The sequence below is a fragment of the Burkholderiales bacterium genome (assembly GCA_036262035.1).
GTDB lineage: Bacteria > Pseudomonadota > Gammaproteobacteria > Burkholderiales > SG8-41 > JAQGMV01.
Genome location: DATAJS010000018.1, coordinates 210,605 through 229,139 on the forward strand (window position 1 = coordinate 210,605; position 18,535 = coordinate 229,139).

An 18,535-nucleotide genomic window follows, 5' to 3' on the forward strand; every position below is an offset into this window, starting at 1 on the left:
TTGGCTGCAGGCGAGGCGCCTGCGCTACGAAAAAGAACGATTCTACCGGCGCGGCAGCACGAGGTGGTCGCGCCCGAGCTCTTCGAGCCGCGAGACGCCGAGCAGAGCCATCACGCGATCGACTTCGCTCCTGAAGATCTGCAGCGCCCGCGCCACTCCCGCCTCGCCCGCGACCGACGCGCCGTAGAGCGTCGCGCGGCCGGTGAACACCATGCGGGCCCCGAGCGCGAGCGCCTTGACGACGTCGGAGCCGCGGCGCAGGCCGCCGTCGAGCACGACCGCGAGCTTGTGGCCGACCGCGTCGGCGATGTCCGGCAGCGCGTCGAGCGGAGCGAGCGCGCCGTCGAGCTGCCGTCCCCCGTGGTTCGACACGAAGACGCCGTCCGCGCCCGCCGCCAGCGCGCGGCGCGCATCGGCGACCGTAAGCACGCCTTTCACGAACAGCTTGCGCGGCCACGCGCGCCGCATCCACTCGAAGTCTTCCCAGTCGAGCGCGTCGCGGCGCGAGCGGAATTCCTGGAGGTTCCTGGCGACGATCCTGCCGCCGACATCGGTGTCCACGTTGCGAAACCGCGGCACCCCGTCTTTCATCAGCGTCCTGAAGAAGACGTTCAAGAGCCAGCGCGGGTGCAGCACGCCCTGCGCGAGGTTCGCCATGTTGAGACGGAACGGCACGTCGAAGCCGTTGCGCAGGTTGTATTCGCGGTTGCCGCCGACGCACACGTCGCTCGTCACGACCAGCGCTTCGTAACCCGCGTCGCGTGCGCGCGCGATGAGCGCGTCGACCGCGAGCCGGTCCTTGTTCGCATAGAGCTGGAACCACTTGGCGCCGCCCGCCTCCGCCGCGACGCGCTCCATCGCGACGAACGAGGCGGTCGAAAGCACGAACGGCACGCCGGCCGCCGCGGCGGCGCGAGCGAGCGCGAGGTCCGCCTCGTGCCAGTAGAGACCTGCCGCGCCGGTGGGCGCGATGCCGACCGGCATCGCGTAGGTCTTTCCGAACAGCGTGACTTCCTGCGAGCGCTGCGACACGTCGACGAGCGTGCGCGGTCTGAACCGGATGCGCTCGAACGCGGCGCGATTGTCGTCGACCGAGACTTCGTCTTCCGCGCCACGCTCCAGAAACTCGTACGCGACGCGCGGCAGGATGCGCCGCGCGGCGGCGCGCAGGTCGTCGATGTTGAGCGCTTCGGCTGCGTTCACGATACGGAATACGGGGCGTGGGCCATACGCGGCGTGCATTAGAATACCGCCTTCCCGCCGCTGTCCACGATTCAAAAAGTCCCACATTTGCGTCCGATCTATCTCGTCGCGTTCACCACGCTGCTGGTCCAGGGTTGTCACATGGGCAGCCGCGTCGTCGCTTCACTGCTCGCGATCAAGCTCGGCGCCAACCCTCTCGAAGTCGGCGTGCTCATCAGCGTCTATGCGATCTTCCCGCTGCTGCTCGGCCTGTATTCGGGACGCATATCGGACCGGCTCGGCCCGAGAAAGCCGATGATCGCCGGTGCGATCGGCATCGCCGCAGGGCTCGTACTGCCATTCCTCAACCCGACGCTGCCGGCGCTGTACGTCTCGTGCACCCTGATCGGCACCGGCTTCGTGTTCTTCAACGTCTCCAATCAGACGCTCGGCGGCGCGCTCGGAACAAAGGACGAGCGCACGCACAACTTCGCGACGCTGGGCCTCGGTTACGCCGCGGGCCACTTCGCCGGACCGGTGAGCGTCGGCTATGCGATCGATCATCTCGGCCACACCTCGGCGTATCTCATGCTCACCGCGATGGCCGTGCTCGCCGCGGCGATCTTCGCGCTCGATCCGCGCTTCAGGATCAAACCGTCCGAGACCCCGCGCGGCAGCGGCCACGTCTTCGAGCTGCTCAAGCTGCCGCTCCTGCGGCGCGCGGTCATCGTGAGCGGGCTGGTCACGACCGGCTGGGACCTCTACGGTTTCTACGTCCCGATCTACGGGCATTCGATCGGCCTTTCGGCGTCGACGATCGGCAACATCCTCGGCGTGTTCGCCGCGGCGACGTTCATCGTGCGCGCAGTCGTGGCGCGGCTCACCGCGCGCTTCGGCATCGAGCCGGTGCTGCGCGGCGCCGCCTGGATCGGCGCGGTGTTCTTCGTGCCGTTCGCGATGACCGAGGTGGTGCCGGTGCTCTTCGCGCTGTCGTTCGGCATCGGGCTCGCGCTCGGCTGCAGCCAGCCGCTGACGCTCAACCTCGCCTACAACTACTCGCCGCCGGGACGTGCGGGGGAAGCGACCGGCCTGAGGCTCACCATCAACAACATCACCCACGTCGGCGTGCCGGTCGCGTCGGGCGCGCTCGCCGCCGCCCTCGGCGTCGCGCCGGTGTTCTGGACCTGCGCCGCGCTCCTCGTCGCGAGCGGCTGGCTCGCGCGGGCCGACGCGTGATGGCGCCGGTCTACCTCGTCACGCTCGTCCACACCGCGACGCACGCGTGCTTCACCGGGAGCAAGGTGGTGATCGCGCTGCTCGCGCTCGAGCTGGGCGCGTCGCAGACGACGGTGGGCGTGCTGATCGCCGCCTACGCGGTGGCGCCGCTCGTGTGCGGCGTGTACGCCGGCCGGCTCGCCGACCGCATCGGCATGCGCCTGCCGATGCTCGCCGGCGCGACTGCGATCGGCATCGCGATGCTCGTCGGCGCGATCGGGCGCTCGATGCCGGCGCTCTTCGTCACCGCGCTGCTCGTGGGCTTCGGCTTCGTGTTCTTCATCGTGTCGGTGCAGAACCTCGTCGGCAAGCTCCCCGGCGAGCGCTCGCGCAACTACAGCATCCTGACGATCGGCTATTCGACGTCGAACCTCGTCGGGCCGCTGACTGCCGGGTTCGTCATCGACTACGCCGGGCACGGTTCCGCGCTCTTCGCGTTCGCGGGCCTGAGCCTGCTGCCGATCGGCATGCTGATCGCGCGTCCGGACCTGACGCGGGTCGCGCGCGCGGCGCATAAAGAAGCGCCGTCCGGCACGTTTACGTTGCTGAAGAACCCGGTGCTGCGCCGGCAGATCCTGATCAGCGGGCTGTCGATGAGCGCGTGGGAGCTCTTCATCTTCTACGTGCCGATCTACGGGCACGGCGTGTCGCTGTCGGCGTCGACGATCGGGCTCATCATCGCCTCCTTCGCCGTCGCGACGTTCGTGATCCGCTTCCTGCTGCCGTCGATCACTGCGCGCTTTGGGGTCGAGCGCGTGCTCGCCGCGTCGATGCTCTCCGCCGCGCTCGCATCGGCGGTGTTTCCGCTGTTCGCGCGGCCCGAAGTGCTGATGGCCATCGCGTTCCTGCTGGGCCTGGGCCTCGGCTGCGCGCAGCCGCTGTCGCTCACCACGTCGTACGAGCGCTCGCCGCCGGGCCGTTCCGGGGAGGTCACCGGCTTGCGGACCATCGCGACGAATTCGGCGCGGCTCGCGGTGCCGCTGCTCTCCGGCGCGTTCGGCGCCGTGCTCGGCGCGGGCGCGGTGTTCTGGCTCAACGCGGCGAATCTCGCGGTCGTGAGCTACATGGCCCGCCACATGGACCAGGTCTGACCCGGGTTTCATCCTGGATTACATGAGCATCGGTTTCCTCGTCTGCCTGAGCATCTCGGTCCACGCCTGCTACATCGGCAGCAAGGTGCTCGTCTCGCTGTTCGCCCTGGATCTCGGCGCGAGCCAGGCCACCGTCGGCCTGCTCGCAGCGCTGTACGCGGTCGTGCCGCTCGTGCTCGCGGTCTACACCGGCAGGCTCGCGGACGAGAAAGGCACGCGGCTGCCGTTGATCGTCGGCGCGGCGATGACGACGGCCGCGATGCTGACCGGATTCGTCTGGCGCGATCTCGCGGGTCTCTTCGCCGTGGCGCTGCTCATGGGCGGCGCGTTCGTCTTCTGGAACGTGTCGATACAGACGCTCGCCGGCGCGATCGGCACGGCGGAGCAGCGCCCGCGCAACTTCGCGTGGCTGTCGATCGGCTATTCGGTGTCCAACTTCATCGGCCCGGTGTTCGCCGGCTACTCGATCGACCACGCCGGGCACGCGATGACGTTCCTCTTTTTCGCATGCGTGCCGGTGATCCCGATTGCGCTGTTGTGGAAAAGGCGCGACCTCGCGAGCATTCACGGCGGCAAGGCGGCCGGCGGCAGCGGCGGCGCGCTCGATCTCCTGCGCGAGCCGGTGCTGCGCAGGCTGATCCTCATCAGCGGCCTGTCGGTGGCGTCGTCAGAGCTTTTCGCGTTCTACGTGCCGGTGTACACGCACAACGTCGGGCTCTCCGCGTCCACGACCGGCATGATCCTCGGCACGTATGCCGTCGCGATCCTGCTCACGCGCTTCATGCTGGGTCCGCTCACGCGCAGGTTGCGGACCGACCAGATCATGGTGAGCTTCCTGCTCGTCGCGGCGGCGGCGTTCGCGGCGTTCCCGCTGTTCACGAGCGCCTATGCGCTGATGAGCGTCGCCTTCGTGATCGGCATCGGCGTGGGCTGCACCCAGCCGCTCCTCATGGCGACCTCTTTCGACAAATCGCCCCCCGGCCGCGCGGGCGAAGTGACCGGACTGCGGCTGACGGCGAACAACATGGCGCGCATCGTCATGCCGCTGATCTCCGGCGTCCTCGGCACCGCCTTCGGCGCGTCGCCGGTGTTCTGGCTGAACGCCTTGAATCTCGCGACGATCAGTTTTCTTTCCAGGCGTTGAAGGCAAGAGCTGATTAACCGCCAAGGACGCCAAGGAAACCAAACCTGTCATTGCGAGGAGCGGCAGCGACGACGCAATCCCGACGCGGTCGATTCCGTGCGCCACGAGATCGCCACGTCGCGCTTCGCGCTCCTCGCGATGACCATTACGCCTTTCCTTGGCGTCCTTGGCGTCCCCTGCGTTAAAAAACGCCCTGCGCTTTGCGTCTAGAATAAAGCGACATCCCGAGGAGGAATCATGAACATGGACCGCAATGCCGTTCCCGCGGCGACGCGCGCGGTTGCGCGATGGGTTTCGCAGCTTCGATACGAGGACCTGCCCGAGCGCACGCGCGAAGTCGTGCGCTGCGCGATCCTCGATACGCTGGGCTGCGGCGTCTACGGTTACGCGACGCCGTGGGCGAAGATGCTGCTCGAGTGGGCGCGTGCGGGCGGCGGCAAAGCCGAATCGACCGTATGGGGCGACAGCGCGCGCAGTCTGCGCGCGGCCGACGCCGCGCTCGTGAACGGCACCTCCTCGCACGCGTTCGAGCTCGACGACTATCACAACGCCAAGCTGCACCCGGGCGCAGTGGTCATTCCCGCCGCGCTTGCGGTCGCCGAGAAGCTGAACGCCGACGGGAAGACGCTCGTCACCGCGATCGCCGCGGGCTACGAAGTCATGATCCGCTCGAGCCTCGCGCTCAATCCTTCCGCCGCGCGTCTTCGCGGCTGGCACCTCACCGGCGTGTGCGGTCCCTTCGGCGCCGCGGCGGCGTGCGCGGTGCTGATGGGTTTCGACGCGGAGCGCACCGCGTGGGCGCTGGGCCTCGCCGGCACGCAGGGCGGCGGCGTATGGGCCTTCAACGCCGACGGCGCGATGAGCAAGCGGCTGCACGCGGGCAAGGCCGCGCATTCGGGCGTGCTCGCGGCGGAGCTCGCAGCGCTGGGCTTCACGGGTCCGACGCAGATCTACGAATTCGAAGACGGCGGCGTGCTGAAAGCCTACTCCGACGCGTCCGATCCCGCGCCGCTCACTGCGCAGCTCGGCGAGGTCTGGCGGCTCGATGCGATCTCGATCAAGCCGTACTCGTGCTGCGGCAGCACGCATTCTTACGTCGACGCCGCCTTCGCGCTGCGCGACAAGCTCGGCGCGCCGTGGGACACGCGGCGCAAAGTGAAGGTCGGCACGAGCAAAGTGGTCGACGTGCAGTGCGGTTTCGACTACACGCCGACCAACGCGCTCAACGCGCAGATGAGCCTGCGCTACATCGTCGCGGCAGCGCTCCTCGAAGGCCGGGTGCTGCCGCCGCAGTTCAGCGACGACAAGATCCGCGATCCGCAGCTCGTGAAACTCGCGGCGCAGCTCGAGCTGGTGCCCGACCCCGAGCTCGACAAGCTGTACCCGAAGAACTTCGCGGCGTGGGTCGGCGCCGAAGCCGACGGCGAGCTCGTGCGGGTCGACGTGCTCGATCCTTCGGGCTCGACCGCGGCGCCGATCGACGCGCGCGGCATCACCGAGAAGTTCCGCGGCATCAATCCGCAGCTGCCGGTCGACGCCGTCGCCGAAACCGCGCTGAACATCGAGAACCATACGGTCAAGGAGCTACTCGCCCTGCTCGTCGCGCGCTAGCGCGCAAATCGGAGAAACAAGACATGAAGCGTGTGCCGCACGTGCTGTGTTCGTTGTTTGTCCTGATTGCAGTATCGATGCCCGCGCAGGCGCAGAAATATCCCACGCGCCCGGTGCGGCTCATCGTTCCTTTCGCGCCGGGCGGCGGCACCGACATCGTCGGGCGCACGATCGCGCAGAAGATGTCGGAAGCGCTGTCGCAGTCGGTCGTGGTCGACAACCGTCCCGGAGCGGGCGGGACCATCGGCGCGGACATGGCGGTGCGCGCCACACCCGACGGCTACACGCTCGTCATGGTGTCGGGGAGCTACGGCACCAACGCGGCGGTCTACAAGCTCGCCTACGATCCGATCAACGACATCCAGCCGATCGCGATGATCGGCGAGTCGGCGTTCGTCGTGGTGGTGCATCCTTCGGTCGCGGCGAAGAGCATCGCCGAGCTGATCGCGCTCGCCAAAGCCAGGCCCGGCGCGTTCAATTACGGATCGACCGGCACCGGCGGCATCACCCATCTGGGCACCGAGCTCTTCGAGCTCATGGCGGGCGTGAAGATGACGCACGTGCCGTTCAAGGGAACGGGACCGTCGCTCAACGCGCTGCTCGGCAACCAGCTTCAGCTCATGTTCGCAGCGGTCCCGGCAGCCGCGCCTCACGTCAAGAACAATCGCCTGCGCGGCCTCGCGGTGAGCACCGAGAAACCGAGCGGCGCGCTGCCCGGCGTGCCGACGATCGGCGAGACCGTGAAAGGCTACGACGTCGTGCTCTGGTACGGCGTGTTCGGGCCGAAAGGATTACCGAAGGACGTCGTCAACGTCTGGAACCAAGGCATCGGTCAGGCATTGCAGGCGAAAGAGCTGCAGGACCGCATGGCCGGCGAAGGCCTGGAGCCCGCCGGCGGCACGCCCGAGCAGTTCCGCGCGGTGATCAAGCGCGACGTGGAGAAGTGGAAGCGCGTGGTGAAGCAGGCGAAGATCACGGTGCAGAGCTGACGGGCCGGTAGGCCCGTCATCCCGGACCTGTGCGCGCCAGCGCACGCGATCCGGGATCCATCTTGACCTTAACGCCGTTTGAAAATGGATCCTGGCATTCGCCAGGATGACGCTTCGCGTCGCATGCGTCCTGCCGTACGCCAAGACGACTTTAGCGCGGCGACCAGCGGTCTCCCTCGAGCTTCGCCCGCGCTTCCTTCTCGAGCTTGATGAGATGCGCGTGCAGCGAGCGCTTCGCGACGGGGTAGAGCTTTTCCGAGACGTCGTCGTAGGCGTACGGCACGAGCTCGTCGAGCGTCGCCGGGTTCTTCCTCGATAAAGCATCGGCGACTTTCTTCTCGCGCCCCAGGCGGTGCGCGATGAGACGCCGCGCTTCTTCGTGCGGGGTGGTGATCACGTGACCGTGACCCGGCGCGAGCGCCGCGATGTCCAGCGCGAGCAGCTTCTCGAGCGAGGCGAGATACGCCTGCATGTCGCCGCCGGGCGGCGAGATGACCACCGTCGAGCCCTGCATGACGTGGTCGCCGGTGAAGAGCAGCCTCTGCTCTTCGAGCAGGTAACACAGGTGATTCGCCACGTGGCCCGGCGTGAACACCGCGCGCAGGCTGATGCCGTCGACGCTGATGCGATCGCCTTCGGCCAGCACGCGGTCGGGCGCGAAGTCACCGTCCTGCCGTCCGTCCTGCGCCGTCGGCATGCCCGCGATGCGCGCGCCGGTTGCGGCTTTCAGCGCCGCCGCCGCGGGCGAGTGATCGAGATGGGTGTGCGTGCAGAGTATCCACTTGAGCTTGTCGCCCACCGCCGCGCGCAGGCCGTCGATGTGCGATTCGATCGCCGGCCCCGGATCGATCACCGCGAGCTCGCGCGAGCCGACGATGTAGCTGTTGGTCCCCGGCCCCGTCATCACGCCCGGATTGGGGGCCGTCAGCCGCACGATGTTCGGCGCGATGCTCACGCCCTCACCCGGAATTATTTTTTCCATTGTCCTTGCGCCTCCGCTTGCGCTAACGCCTCGTAACCCGGATCGCCCGGCAGCAGCGGCTTGCCCTTGGGCCCGAGGCGGGGAAGGATCGCCGGGATCTCACGCAGCGACCGCAGGTGCCCGATCAGCGCATCCGCGGTATCGAACGGCGCGAAAACCTCCAGCGTGCGTATCGTCGGCGTGCGCATCTTGTACTCGCCCGCGTGGTGACGCTCCACCGCGACCGAAGGCTTGACCCACACGTGGTGGATCGCCTCGACGTTGTCCGGCGCCGCTTCCTGCCCCGCCGGCGCGACCGCCGCAAAAAAGCGCGTGTCGTAGCGCCGCGGCGCGTTCACCGGCGTGATCCAGTGGCTGAAATAGGTGAGCTTGTCGGTCGCGAGCCGCAAGCCTTCGCGCTCGAGCATGTCCGGCAGGACGTCCTCATCACCCGCGTTGAGCTTGCGGCGATATTCGGCGAAGCGCTCGCTGCACGCGGCCTCGCCGGGATTCACGAGCGCGCCGTCGCCGCCGTACGCCAGCAGCACCGCGGCTTCCTCGAACGATTCGCGGATCGCCGCGGCCCAGTACGCGAGGCCGCCGCCTTCGAGTCCGAGCGCGGCGCTCGCAGCCTGGTCATCAAGGCCTTGACAGCGGGACACCACCGCCGCGTGGCGGTCGCCCGGATCGATTCCGCCGCCGGGGAAGAGGAACATCCCCGGCATGAAGCCGGACTGGTGATTGCGCTGGAGCAGGAGCACTTCCATGCCCTCGTCGGTGTCGCGCACCAGCGTGACAGTGGCTGCGGGGAGAGCGGGTACGGGGGCCATCAGCGGTCGCTCAGCAGTGTCATGAGGCTGGAGGTGTCGAGCCGGCCGCCGCCCTGTTTCTGCACTTTCGCGTAGAACTGGTCGATGAGCGCGGTCGTCGGCAGCTCGGCGCCGTTCGCGCGCGCCTCTTCCATCGCGATGCGCAGATCCTTGCGCATGAGATCGACCGCGAAGCCGAAATCGAACTTGCCGTCGATCATGCTCTCTCCACGGTTTTCCATCTGCCAAGAATTCGCCGCGCCTTTTGAAATGACGCTCACCACGCGGTTCGCGTCGAGCCCGGCGCGAAGCGCGAATGCGAGACCCTCCGCGAGGCCCTGGACCACGCCGGCGACGCAGATCTGGTTGACCATCTTGGTCTTCTGACCCGAGCCCGAAGGTCCCATCAGCGTCACCGCTCGCGCGAAATGCGAGATGACCGGTTGCGCACGCTCGAACGCCGCGGCGTCGCCGCCGGCCATGACGGTGAGGATTCCCTGCTCGGCGCCGGACTGTCCGCCCGAAACCGGTGCATCGAGAAACGCAATGCCGCGTTCGCGACCGGCCCGCTCGAGCGCGACCGCAACCGCCGCCGACGCCGTGGTGTGATCGACGAAGATCGTGCCGCTTTTCATCGCGCCGAACGCGCCTGCGGCGCCGGTGGTCACCTGCCGCACGTCGTCGTCGTTGCCGACGCAGGAGAACACGATCTCGGCGCCGTCCGCCGCGTCCCGGGGCGTCGGCGCTGTGCGCCCACCGTTCGCGGCGACCCACGCGTCGGCTTTTGCTTTGGTGCGGTTGTAGACGGTCACGTCGTGACCGGCGCGCGCGAGATGGCGCGCCATGGGCGCCCCCATGACGCCGAGACCTATGAATCCGAGTTTCATCTTGTGGAGTATTCCGGAGGTAAAGCGGGAGAGTAAGGGGAATTTTACGGCGAATGCGCTACGGCGAACGAGGCCCGAGCACGTATTCGGCGCCGGTGCAGCGGCCGAGCGGGCCGAAGATCTGGCGATCGGCGACCTTCATGCGGTAAGTCGCTGCTTCGGCGCGCCGCAGGAGCGCGTCGGCGCTGTCGCCGTCGGCAGGAAAGACGCTCGAGCCGACCGTCACGCGCAGCGGCTGTTGGGCGCCTTGCGCGATGTACCAGCCGGCGCACGCGCGGCGCACCTTTTCGGTGACGACGATCGCCCCGAAGTCGCCGGCGTCGGGCAGCAGCGCGGCGAATTCGTCCGGACCGGCGCGCACCAGCGGATCGCTCGCCCGCAATGCCGCGCGCATACGCACCACGACGAGGCGCAGCAGCGCGTCGCCGGCGTCGCGCCCGAGGAGACGGTTCACACGGTCGAGCTGCTCCACGTCTGCATAGATCAGGCCAAGCGGAGTGCGCCGACGACGCGCGAGCGCGACGTGGAAGAGAAGAAATTCCTCGAGCAACTCGCGCCCGCCGAGACCGGTGACGCTGTCGCGGAAGTCAAGCACAACGTCATACTACGTCCGGTTGTCGTACGGGACAACCGCCGGGAACCATGGTTGGACGCGCTTGATGTTACCGTGGCGCAATGGCCCTGATGGATGAAAAGCAGGCTTTCAGCAAGCGCCTGAAAGATTCCCTGCGCAAGACCGGTGTCGACCCCGGCAGTTACGCCCACATCGCGCGTGAGTTCAACCTGCGCTACGCCGGCGATCCGGTTTCGACGCAGGCCGTCAGGAAGTGGCTGACGAACAGCGCGCTGCCGTCACAGGACAAGATCCGCACGCTCGCGCAGTGGCTGGACGTCGGCGTGCACTGGCTGCGCTTCGGCGACCCCGAGCGCAAACAGGACCGCGGCGCGATCGGCACCCGCCAGGACGCCGTCCCCTATCGCGCCGACCCGACCTGGGTCGCGCGCAAGTTCGACACGCTGGAAGACAATCACAAGCGCATGGTCATCGAGATCGTGCATGCGCTGCTGAGGCTGGAGGGGAAGCAATAGCTTCGCTATTGCTTCCCTTCGGGCGGTGAACGCCAAGGAGGGAAACCAAGGTTTCCCTCCTTGAACCCCTCCTTTCCTTCAAGTCCCGTAACGAATCGGCGAGTTCATCGCCTTCAACGCGGCCAGCGCGCTGTAACACGCGAGCCACGCGGTCTTGGGATTGTCCGGCGCCGGGACGTTCTCGAGCTTGACGGTGATGCTGCCGGTGCGGCCGCGGATCTCGATGGTGTGGGTGTTGCGGTCGATCGCCGGATCGGCGACCACCTTGAGCTCGGTGCGATCGAAGCCGATGCCCGCCATCGACAGCACCGCGGCGATGTTCACGTTGGCGGGAAACAGCGGCACGCCGCCCCTCGCCGGCCCTTCGTAGAGGGTTCGGGCTTCGGTGAGCGCGTCCAGGTCGATGTCGAGCGTCTCGACGTACTCGATGTTTTTCCACGCGCGCGGCGGCTTGGCCGCGGTGATCCGCACCGATTCGACGCCGGCGACGCATGCCGCCTTGAGCGCGTCGAGGCCCGCGATGCCGCCCGAGGGGACGTAGAGCAGCGCGCCGCTGTCGCGCGCGGCGGCTTCGAGGCGCGCGCGCAGCGCGTCGTCGTGCAGCGCGCCGCCGGACAGCACGATCACCGCGATGCGCGCGGCGAGCAGCGGCTCGACGTAGGTGCGCACCGCTTCGTGCGACGCGGCTTCGACGACGACATCGGGCCTGGCGTTTTTCAGCGCATCGAGGTCGGACGTGAAGCGCACCCCGAATTCGTCGGCGAGCGCCTTGCCGCGCGACGCGGCGCTGCGTCCCGCGACCGCCACGACCTCGACGCCTTCGCCGAGGTCGCCGCGCCGGATGTGCTCGAGAAAGAGGCGCGCGATCGTGCCGCCGCCGAGAAGGCCGACGCGCACCTCAGCTATTCCCGCTCACGGGCACGCCGTCGGTCGTGCGCTTAGTCGGCTGGACGAGGCCTTCGAGCTGCACGCCGTTCTTGACCGCGGTCATCTGCGCGAGGATGGCGACCGCGATCTCGGGCGGGGTCTTGCTGCCGATCGACAGGCCCACCGGGCCGTGCAGCCGGTCGATCTCGTGCTGCGCCAGATCGAACTCGGCGAGACGCTTGCGGCGCGCCTCGTTGTTCTTCCTCGAACCGATCGCGCCGATGTAGAACGCGGGCGATTTCAGCGCCTCGAGCAGCGCCATGTCGTCGAGCTTCGGATCGTGAGTGAGCGTCACGACCGCGCTGTGCGCGTCGAGGCTCATCGCGAGCACGGTGTCGTCGGGCATCTCGCGTGTGAACGTGACGCCGGGCAGCGTCCACGCGTCGGCGTATTCCTCGCGCGGATCGCACACGGTCACGTGGTAGTCGAGCGCCTGAGCCATCTGCGCGAGGTAATGCGAAAGCTGGGCCGCGCCGACGATGAGCAGCCGCCAGTGCGGTCCGTGCACGCTTTTCAGCGTCCGGCCGTCGAATTCGAGCTGGTCGCTCCATTTCCCGGGGGCGATGCCGGTAGCGCCGCTGTCCATGTCGAGCGTGCGCACGACGAGCTCGTGGCGCTCGACGCGCTCGAGCAGCTCGTCGATGCCGCTTTTTTCCGACAGCGGCTCGAGCACGAGCTCGAGCGTTCCCCCGCACGGCAGGCCGGCGCGGCGCGCCTGGTCTTCGGTGACGCCGTACGTGGTCGTCTCGGGTTTCTCGCGGGCGATCTCGCCGGCGCGCACGCGTGAGATCATGTCGTCCTCGACGCAGCCGCCCGAGACCGATCCGACGACCTGGCCGTCGTCGCGTATCGCGGTGAGCGCGCCGATCGGCCGCGGCGCCGAGCCCCACGTCCGCACGATCGTCACGAGAACGACGCCGTGACCGCTTTTCAGCCAGTCACGCGCACTTTTCATCACCTGCAGATCGACGCTGTCCACTTTCGATACTCCCGGGCACGTTCCGTGCACCACTCGCGAAACTCATTATAGGGAACGGTCGCGCGATTGCGAACCGCACTAGACTAGCGCTAGCATGAAACCGACTCGCCCTTCAGCAGTGCAGTTGGCGGCTCTACGCGGCCAGCCGTCGAAGACGCGCTCAAACGCAAAGACCAGCACGGCACGGGGCCTCGTTTCCACTTTGCGTTCGTATCTCATGGATGCACCGTCGTTTCTGAAGCGCTTCATCGGCGCCGTCGTCCCCAGCGACCGCCGCCGCTCCCATCGCCGTGCGCGCCACGCGATGGAGCTGTTCCAGGCGCTGCTGTCCGAGCGCGGCGAAGTCTCGGGCGCCGCCGTCGCGCGCGATGCCCTCGCCGCCTACAACGCGCTGCCCAAGACCGCGCTGCCGTCCTTTTTCGATGCGCTTTCGGCCGAATTCGCGCCCGATCGCGCCGAGCTCGAGACCGCGTACCACGCGTACCACGACCATCCGACGCAGGAGAACCTCATCCGGCTCCAGCGCTGCGTCGAAGCGCCGCGCCAGGAGCTTTTCCGGCGACTGAACACCGCGCCGGGCGGCACCGCCGCGCTCGTCGCGATGCGTCGGGAGGTCTTGACGGCGCTCGACGCCCATCCGGAGTGGAAAGGCATCGATTCGGACCTCGAGCACCTCTTCGGCTCGTGGTTCAACCGCGGTTTCCTCACGCTGGAGCGCATCGACTGGTACACCCCTGCGGTGGTGCTCGAGAAGCTGATCGAGTACGAAGCAGTCCACGAGATCCAGGGCTGGGAAGACCTGCGGCGCAGGCTCGCCGCCGACCGGCGCTGCTTCGCGTTCTTCCATCCCGCGCTCCCGCACGAGCCGCTGATCTTCATCGAGGTCGCGCTCACGCGCGGCATGAGCGCTTCGATCGAATCGCTGATCGGTCCCGACGCGCGCGAGACCGCTCCCGAAACCGCCGACACGGCGATTTTTTACTCGATCACGAACTGCCAGACCGGCCTGCGCGGCATCTCTTTCGGCAACCTCCTGATCAAGCAGGTCGCGCAGCGACTGGGGCAGGAATTTCCGAGGATCAGGAACTTCGCGACGCTCTCGCCGATCCCCGGCCTGCGTGCGTGGCTGCGCGGCATCGGCCCGACGCTGAAGGACCTGCCCGACGGCGCGGCGCATCTGGACGCGCTCGCGCGTATCGAGTCGCCGACATGGCACAAGGAGGACGCCGAAGCAGAGCGCGTGCGCAAGCTGCTCATGTCGTACGCCGCCTACTACCTCGCTTACGCGAAGAACGGCAGCGAGGCCGCCGATCCGGTCGCGCGCTTCCACCTCGGCAACGGCGCGAGGCTGGAACGGCTCAACTGGCTCGCGGACATCGGCAAGCGCGGCCTCTCCCAGTCCGCCGGGCTGATGGTCAACTATGCCTACCGTCTCGACGAAGTCGAGACCAACCACGAGACCTACGTGCGCTCCCGGCAGGTCGCGATGTCGCGCGACATCCGCCGCCTCGCGGCCGATTGCCCGTTCGCTCAGGCCGACGCGACTGCGCAATAGCGTACTGTCCGCCGCGACGGTGCGGCGCTCCCAGGCGTCATTCCCGCGCAGGCGGGAATCCATCTCGAATTCGAAGCGCTGAAAAATGGATTCCCGATAGCGCCCGCTCCCGCGGTTCGGGAATGACGATCCCTCCCCCGCTATACTGCGCGTTTTGCATTCGAGCGGTCAGGGAGAGCATCCACAGTGGAAATGAACGGCCAGCAGATCGTGCCGCTGTCGCAGCAGCGCACGTGGGAAGCGTTGAACGACACGGCGGTGCTCAAGCAGTGCATTCCCGGCTGCGACTCGCTCGAGCAGGTCGCCGAGAACCAGTACCAGCTCACGATGACGTCCAGGATCGGCCCGGTGAGCGCGAAGTTCAAAGGATTGATGACGCTGCAGGACGTCGAGGCTCCGCGCGCTTACACGATGGTGTTCGAGGGCCAGGGCGGCGTCGCCGGCTTCGCGAAAGGACAGGCGGCGGTCACGCTGCAGCCCGAAGGCGACGGCACGGTGCTCGCCTACACCGTCAAGGCGATGATCGGCGGCAAGCTCGCACAGCTCGGCGCGCGCCTGATCGACGGCGTCGCGCGCAAGCTCGCCGAAGACTTCTTCAAGTGCTTCAACCAGAAAGCGTCGAACCCGGACGCGGCGAAGGAGGCGAACTGACATGCTGAAGATCTGGGGACGCACCAACTCGAGCAACGTTCAGAAAGTGCTGTGGTGCTGCGCGGAGATCGGCCTGCAGTACGAGCGCGTCGACGCCGGCATGCAGTTCGGCGTCAACGACACCGCCGAATACAAGGCGATGAACCCGAACGGGCTCGTGCCGACGATCGACGACGACGGCTTCATCCTGTGGGAATCGCACGCCATCGTGCGCTATCTCGCGAAGAAGCACGGCGCGGGCAAGCTATGGCCGCAGGATCCGAAGACCAACGCCGACGCCGATCGCTGGATGGACTGGTACCACACCACGCTGTGGCCCAATATGGGACCGGTGTTCTGGAACCTCATCCGCACCCCGCCGGAAAAACGGAACATGCAGGTGGTCGAGGAGAACACGAAGAAGCTCGCCGCCAACTTCGCGATCGTCGACGCGGCGCTCAAAGGCCGCGACTACCTCGCCGGCAGCGCCTTGAGCATCGGCGACATCCCCATGGGCATCGCCGCCTATCGCTGGTTCGAGCTTCCGCTGGAGCGCCCGAGCCTGCCGAACTTCGAGCGTTGGTACCGTCGCATTTGCGAACGGCCGGGATACAAACAGCATTGCATGTTGCAACTGACGTGAAAAGTGACTGATGAAACGGTGACGGGAAAATCGGTGACGGATGAAGCGGTGACGAGTGCGACCGCGCGAACGCCTTTCGTCACCGTCTTATCCGTCACTGCTTTATCCGTCACCGCCCTATCCGTCACTTTCTTCCGCTAATGAGCTCCCAGCGGACATACCGCTACTACGAATTCGTAATGGCGGCCTTCGTCACGGTGCTCGTGTGCTCCAACCTCATCGGTCCCGCGAAGATCGCGCAGCTCGACCTGCCGGTAGTGGGCACGCTCACGTTCGGCGCCGGCGTGCTGTTCTTCCCGATCTCGTACGTCTTCGGGGACGTGCTCACCGAGGTCTACGGCTACGCGCGGGCGCGGCGCGTGATCTGGTGCGGTTTCGGGGCGCTCGCCTTCGCGTCGCTCATGGCCACGGTCATCGTCGCGCTGCCGCCCGCGCCGTTCTGGCAGCACCAGGCCGCGTACGAAGTCGCGTTCGGCTCGACCTGGCGTATCGTGGCCGCGTCGATGGTGGCCTACTTCTGCGGCGAGTTCGTCAATTCGTTCGTGCTCGCCAAGATGAAGATCGCGATGCAGGGCCGCCGGCTGTGGATGCGCACGATCGGCTCGACGATCTTCGGCGAAGCGGTCGACTCCACCCTCTTCTATCCGCTCGCCTTCTACGGCAGCGGCATCATCCCCGACGACAAGCTGCCGCTCGTCATGCTCGCGCAGTTCGTGACCAAGGTCGGCGTCGAGGTCGTGTTCACGCCGCTCACCTACAAGATCGTCGGTGCGCTGAAACGGGCGGAGCACGAGGACTACTACGATCGCGACACGAACTTCACGCCGTTCACGCTGAAAGCGTGATCAATCGCTCGCCGGCGTCAGGCTGAACTCGAGAATGTCGCCGTTCCTGCCGATCGCCGCCGCCAGGCGCTGTTCGGCGCCCATATCGCGGCTGCGGATGACCATCTCGTATTCGAGGTAGCGCTCCGCGTTGTTCACGCGATAGCTGACCGCGGACGTGGTGAAGCCGTGCTCGGCGAGAAACGCGCGATACGCCGATTCGGCTGTCGCACGATCGAGCGGGAAGCGCACGACGTGGCGGACGTAGAAAAGCACCGGCATGCGCGCTTCGATCCGGCGGAACACCGACAGCGTGCCGAGCGTGAGCACGGTGACGACGATCACCGGGAAGTAGAAGCCGACGCCGGCGAGGATGCCGATCGCGGCGGTGATCCAGATCGACGCGGCGGTGGTCAGCCCGCGCACCGACGCACCCTCCTTCACGATCACGCCCGCCCCGAGGAAACCGATACCCGTCATGATCCCCTGCGCCATGCGCGTGGGATCGATGCGCACCACTTCCGCACTCGCCTGAAACCACGACGACTGGAACACCGTGAGCAGCATGAGCAGCGAAGACGCCATGCACACCAGCGTGTGCGTGCGAAATCCGGCCGGCCGCCCCTGGAAGCTTCGCTCGTAGCCGATCAGCGCGCCGGCGACGAGCGCGACGAGCAGATGGGTGATGATCGTCAGATACGGTTCGGTCGCCAATGCTTACTCACCCCTTCACGCAAAGCACCTGCTTCAGCGTATGCACGACCTCGACGAGGTCGTTCTGGTTCGCCATCACTTCGTCGATCGACTTGTATGCCGCCGGAATCTCGTCGACGACGCCGCTGTCCTTGCGGCAGATGATACCCGCTGTCTGCTCGGCGAGGTCGGCGGCGGTGTAACGCTTCTGCGCCGCCGAGCGGCTCATCCGGCGCCCGGCGCCATGCGCGCAGCTGTGGAAGCTCTCTTCCGATCCCCGTCCGCGCACGATATACGACTTCGCGCCCATGCTTCCGGGAATGATGCCGAGCTCGCCCGCACGCGCGCTGATCGCGCCCTTGCGCGTCACCCACACGTCCTTGCCGTAATGGCGCTCGCGCTCGACATAGTTGTGATGGCAGTTCACGACTTCCTGCGTCACCTCGAACGGCGGCAGGTGCCGCTGCATGCCGTCGAGCACCGCGTCCATCATGGTCTGGCGGTTCGCCGCCGCGTAGCGCTGCGCCCAGTCGACCGCCGTCACGTAATCCTCGAAGTGCTGCGCGCCCTCGGTGAGATACGCGAGGTCGCGGTCGGGGAGGTTGGCGGCGGTGCGTTCCATGTCGCGCCGCGCGAGCTCGATGAAGTACGAGCCGATCGCGTTGCCGATGCCGCGGCTGCCCGAGTGCAGCATGACCCACACGCGCTGCGACTCGTCCAGACACACTTCGATGAAGTGATTGCCGCCGCCGAGCGTCCCCATCTGCGCCGCCCAGTTCGCGGTGCGCTTGAAACGCTTCTCGATCTGCGGGTGCGTCTTCAGGATGCGTCCGAGCTCGCGTCCGAAAGGCGCGCTGGCGTGCGTCGGCTCGCGCCCCGGCTTGTGCTGGTCGCGGCCGACCGGCACGTCGCGCGTGATCTGGTCGAAGAGCTTTTTGAGCTTCTTCTCGTCGACGTCCTGCGCGCCGAGCGACGTGCGCGCGGCGATCATCCCGCAGCCGATATCGACGCCGACCGCCGCCGGAATCACCGCGCGGTCGGTCGCGATCACGCTGCCGACGGTCGCGCCGATGCCGGCGTGCACGTCGGGCATCGCCGCGACGTGGTGATGAATGATCGGCAGTTTGGACAGGTTGACCAGCTGCTGCCGGGCCGTATCCTCGATGTCGCCGGTGAAGACTTTCACCGGGACGGCACCTTGCTCCAGAGTCAGCTTGACGGGCATGCGCGAGTCCATGCAGGTGCT

At 67.2% G+C, this 18,535-nt stretch carries 19 protein-coding genes; 10 read left to right on the forward strand and 9 right to left on the reverse strand.

Annotated elements, in window-relative coordinates; translation table 11 throughout:
• Window positions 1–42: 42 nt before the first annotated feature.
• Window positions 43–1,203: an alpha-hydroxy acid oxidase gene (locus VHP37_21455; GenBank protein ID HEX2828931.1), complete on the reverse strand. Its 1,161-nt coding sequence runs from the start codon at window positions 1,201–1,203 to the stop codon at window positions 43–45.
• A gap of 87 nt (window positions 1,204–1,290) precedes the next feature.
• Here VHP37_21455 and VHP37_21460 point away from each other — a divergent pair, with 87 nt between their 5' ends.
• From VHP37_21460 to VHP37_21480, 5 genes are all read left to right on the forward strand, one after another.
• Window positions 1,291–2,418, forward strand: coding sequence for an MFS transporter (locus VHP37_21460; GenBank protein HEX2828932.1), 1,128 nt, complete (start codon window positions 1,291–1,293; stop codon window positions 2,416–2,418).
• Window positions 2,418–3,548, forward strand: coding sequence for an MFS transporter (locus VHP37_21465; GenBank protein HEX2828933.1), 1,131 nt, complete (start codon window positions 2,418–2,420; stop codon window positions 3,546–3,548). The genes VHP37_21460 and VHP37_21465 overlap by 1 nt, the downstream gene beginning before the upstream one ends.
• Before the next feature lie 22 nt (window positions 3,549–3,570).
• Window positions 3,571–4,692, forward strand: coding sequence for an MFS transporter (locus VHP37_21470; GenBank protein ID HEX2828934.1), 1,122 nt, complete (start codon window positions 3,571–3,573; stop codon window positions 4,690–4,692).
• 237 nt (window positions 4,693–4,929) lie between these two features.
• Window positions 4,930–6,303 (forward strand): MmgE/PrpD family protein, encoded by a 1,374-nt coding sequence (locus tag VHP37_21475; protein ID HEX2828935.1) that lies wholly within the window; start codon window positions 4,930–4,932, stop codon window positions 6,301–6,303.
• A 23-nt stretch (window positions 6,304–6,326) separates the two neighbouring features.
• Window positions 6,327–7,292, forward strand: coding sequence for a tripartite tricarboxylate transporter substrate binding protein (locus VHP37_21480; protein ID HEX2828936.1), 966 nt, complete (start codon window positions 6,327–6,329; stop codon window positions 7,290–7,292).
• A 151-nt stretch (window positions 7,293–7,443) separates the two neighbouring features.
• Here VHP37_21480 and VHP37_21485 read toward each other — a convergent pair whose 3' ends face one another.
• From VHP37_21485 to VHP37_21500, 4 genes are read right to left on the reverse strand one after another with little or no spacing between them, the layout of a single operon-like run.
• Complete coding sequence (locus VHP37_21485) at window positions 7,444–8,274, reverse strand: MBL fold metallo-hydrolase (protein ID HEX2828937.1); 831 nt, start codon at window positions 8,272–8,274, stop codon at window positions 7,444–7,446.
• A complete protein-coding gene (locus tag VHP37_21490; protein HEX2828938.1) occupies window positions 8,262–9,083 on the reverse strand; it encodes a hypothetical protein in 822 nt (273 codons plus the stop codon). Before VHP37_21490 ends, VHP37_21485 begins: the two co-directional genes overlap by 13 nt.
• Window positions 9,083–9,949 carry an NAD(P)-dependent oxidoreductase gene (locus VHP37_21495; GenBank protein ID HEX2828939.1) on the reverse strand — a complete coding sequence of 289 codons (867 nt, stop codon included), beginning with the start codon at window positions 9,947–9,949 and terminating at the stop codon, window positions 9,083–9,085. The genes VHP37_21490 and VHP37_21495 overlap by 1 nt, the downstream gene beginning before the upstream one ends.
• A 58-nt stretch (window positions 9,950–10,007) precedes the next feature.
• Window positions 10,008–10,544, reverse strand: coding sequence for a GGDEF domain-containing protein (locus tag VHP37_21500; GenBank protein ID HEX2828940.1), 537 nt, complete (start codon window positions 10,542–10,544; stop codon window positions 10,008–10,010).
• Window positions 10,545–10,624: 80 nt separating this feature from the next.
• On the opposite strand from VHP37_21500, the gene VHP37_21505 reads away from it, so the two are divergent.
• On the forward strand, window positions 10,625–11,038 hold the full coding sequence (locus tag VHP37_21505) for a transcriptional regulator (protein ID HEX2828941.1): 414 nt from the start codon (window positions 10,625–10,627) through the stop codon (window positions 11,036–11,038).
• A 78-nt stretch (window positions 11,039–11,116) separates the two neighbouring features.
• Here VHP37_21505 and VHP37_21510 read toward each other — a convergent pair whose 3' ends face one another.
• Window positions 11,117–11,935 (reverse strand): aspartate dehydrogenase, encoded by an 819-nt coding sequence (locus VHP37_21510; GenBank protein ID HEX2828942.1) that lies wholly within the window; start codon window positions 11,933–11,935, stop codon window positions 11,117–11,119.
• A 1-nt stretch (window position 11,936) separates the two neighbouring features.
• The gene (locus tag VHP37_21515) at window positions 11,937–12,944 is read right to left on the reverse strand and encodes an XdhC family protein (GenBank protein HEX2828943.1); all 1,008 of its coding nucleotides are present in this window, start codon (window positions 12,942–12,944) and stop codon (window positions 11,937–11,939) included.
• Between the two features lie 217 nt (window positions 12,945–13,161).
• Between VHP37_21515 and VHP37_21520 the strand changes: the two genes are divergently transcribed.
• The 4 genes from VHP37_21520 (at window position 13,162) to VHP37_21535 (ending at window position 16,617) form a co-directional block, all read left to right on the forward strand.
• Window positions 13,162–14,499, forward strand: coding sequence for a malonyl-CoA decarboxylase (locus VHP37_21520; GenBank protein ID HEX2828944.1), 1,338 nt, complete (start codon window positions 13,162–13,164; stop codon window positions 14,497–14,499).
• Between the two features lie 192 nt (window positions 14,500–14,691).
• Complete coding sequence (locus VHP37_21525; GenBank protein HEX2828945.1) at window positions 14,692–15,150, forward strand: carbon monoxide dehydrogenase subunit G; 459 nt, start codon at window positions 14,692–14,694, stop codon at window positions 15,148–15,150.
• A 1-nt stretch (window position 15,151) separates the two neighbouring features.
• Window positions 15,152–15,772 carry a glutathione S-transferase family protein gene (locus VHP37_21530; protein ID HEX2828946.1) on the forward strand — a complete coding sequence of 207 codons (621 nt, stop codon included), beginning with the start codon at window positions 15,152–15,154 and terminating at the stop codon, window positions 15,770–15,772.
• A 179-nt stretch (window positions 15,773–15,951) separates the two neighbouring features.
• Entirely contained in the window at window positions 15,952–16,617 is a 666-nt protein-coding gene (locus tag VHP37_21535; protein HEX2828947.1) for a queuosine precursor transporter, read from the forward strand.
• On the opposite strand, the gene VHP37_21540 is transcribed toward VHP37_21535, so the two are convergent.
• Both VHP37_21540 and VHP37_21545 read right to left on the reverse strand, forming a co-directional pair.
• The gene (locus VHP37_21540) at window positions 16,618–17,310 is read right to left on the reverse strand and encodes an MgtC/SapB family protein (protein HEX2828948.1); all 693 of its coding nucleotides are present in this window, start codon (window positions 17,308–17,310) and stop codon (window positions 16,618–16,620) included.
• A gap of 7 nt (window positions 17,311–17,317) precedes the next feature.
• Window positions 17,318–18,514, reverse strand: coding sequence for an RtcB family protein (locus VHP37_21545; GenBank protein ID HEX2828949.1), 1,197 nt, complete (start codon window positions 18,512–18,514; stop codon window positions 17,318–17,320).
• Window positions 18,515–18,535 lie beyond the last annotated feature (21 nt).

What these genes read in the sequence shown, in the direction of transcription:
- VHP37_21465 (HEX2828933.1), top strand. Translation starts at nt 2,418, where the DNA reads ATGGCGCCGGTCTACCTCGTCACGCTCGTCCACACCGCGACGCACGCG.
- VHP37_21470 (HEX2828934.1), top strand. Translation starts at nt 3,571, where the DNA reads ATGAGCATCGGTTTCCTCGTCTGCCTGAGCATCTCGGTCCACGCCTGC.
- VHP37_21475 (HEX2828935.1), top strand. Translation starts at nt 4,930, where the DNA reads ATGAACATGGACCGCAATGCCGTTCCCGCGGCGACGCGCGCGGTTGCG.
- VHP37_21480 (HEX2828936.1), top strand. Translation starts at nt 6,327, where the DNA reads ATGAAGCGTGTGCCGCACGTGCTGTGTTCGTTGTTTGTCCTGATTGCA.
- VHP37_21485 (HEX2828937.1), bottom strand. Translation starts at nt 8,274, where the DNA reads ATGGAAAAAATAATTCCGGGTGAGGGCGTGAGCATCGCGCCGAACATC.
- VHP37_21490 (HEX2828938.1), bottom strand. Translation starts at nt 9,083, where the DNA reads ATGGCCCCCGTACCCGCTCTCCCCGCAGCCACTGTCACGCTGGTGCGC.
- VHP37_21495 (HEX2828939.1), bottom strand. Translation starts at nt 9,949, where the DNA reads ATGAAACTCGGATTCATAGGTCTCGGCGTCATGGGGGCGCCCATGGCG.
- VHP37_21505 (HEX2828941.1), top strand. Translation starts at nt 10,625, where the DNA reads ATGGCCCTGATGGATGAAAAGCAGGCTTTCAGCAAGCGCCTGAAAGAT.
- VHP37_21520 (HEX2828944.1), top strand. Translation starts at nt 13,162, where the DNA reads ATGGATGCACCGTCGTTTCTGAAGCGCTTCATCGGCGCCGTCGTCCCC.
- VHP37_21525 (HEX2828945.1), top strand. Translation starts at nt 14,692, where the DNA reads ATGAACGGCCAGCAGATCGTGCCGCTGTCGCAGCAGCGCACGTGGGAA.
- VHP37_21530 (HEX2828946.1), top strand. Translation starts at nt 15,152, where the DNA reads ATGCTGAAGATCTGGGGACGCACCAACTCGAGCAACGTTCAGAAAGTG.
- VHP37_21535 (HEX2828947.1), top strand. Translation starts at nt 15,952, where the DNA reads ATGGCGGCCTTCGTCACGGTGCTCGTGTGCTCCAACCTCATCGGTCCC.
- VHP37_21545 (HEX2828949.1), bottom strand. Translation starts at nt 18,514, where the DNA reads ATGCCCGTCAAGCTGACTCTGGAGCAAGGTGCCGTCCCGGTGAAAGTC.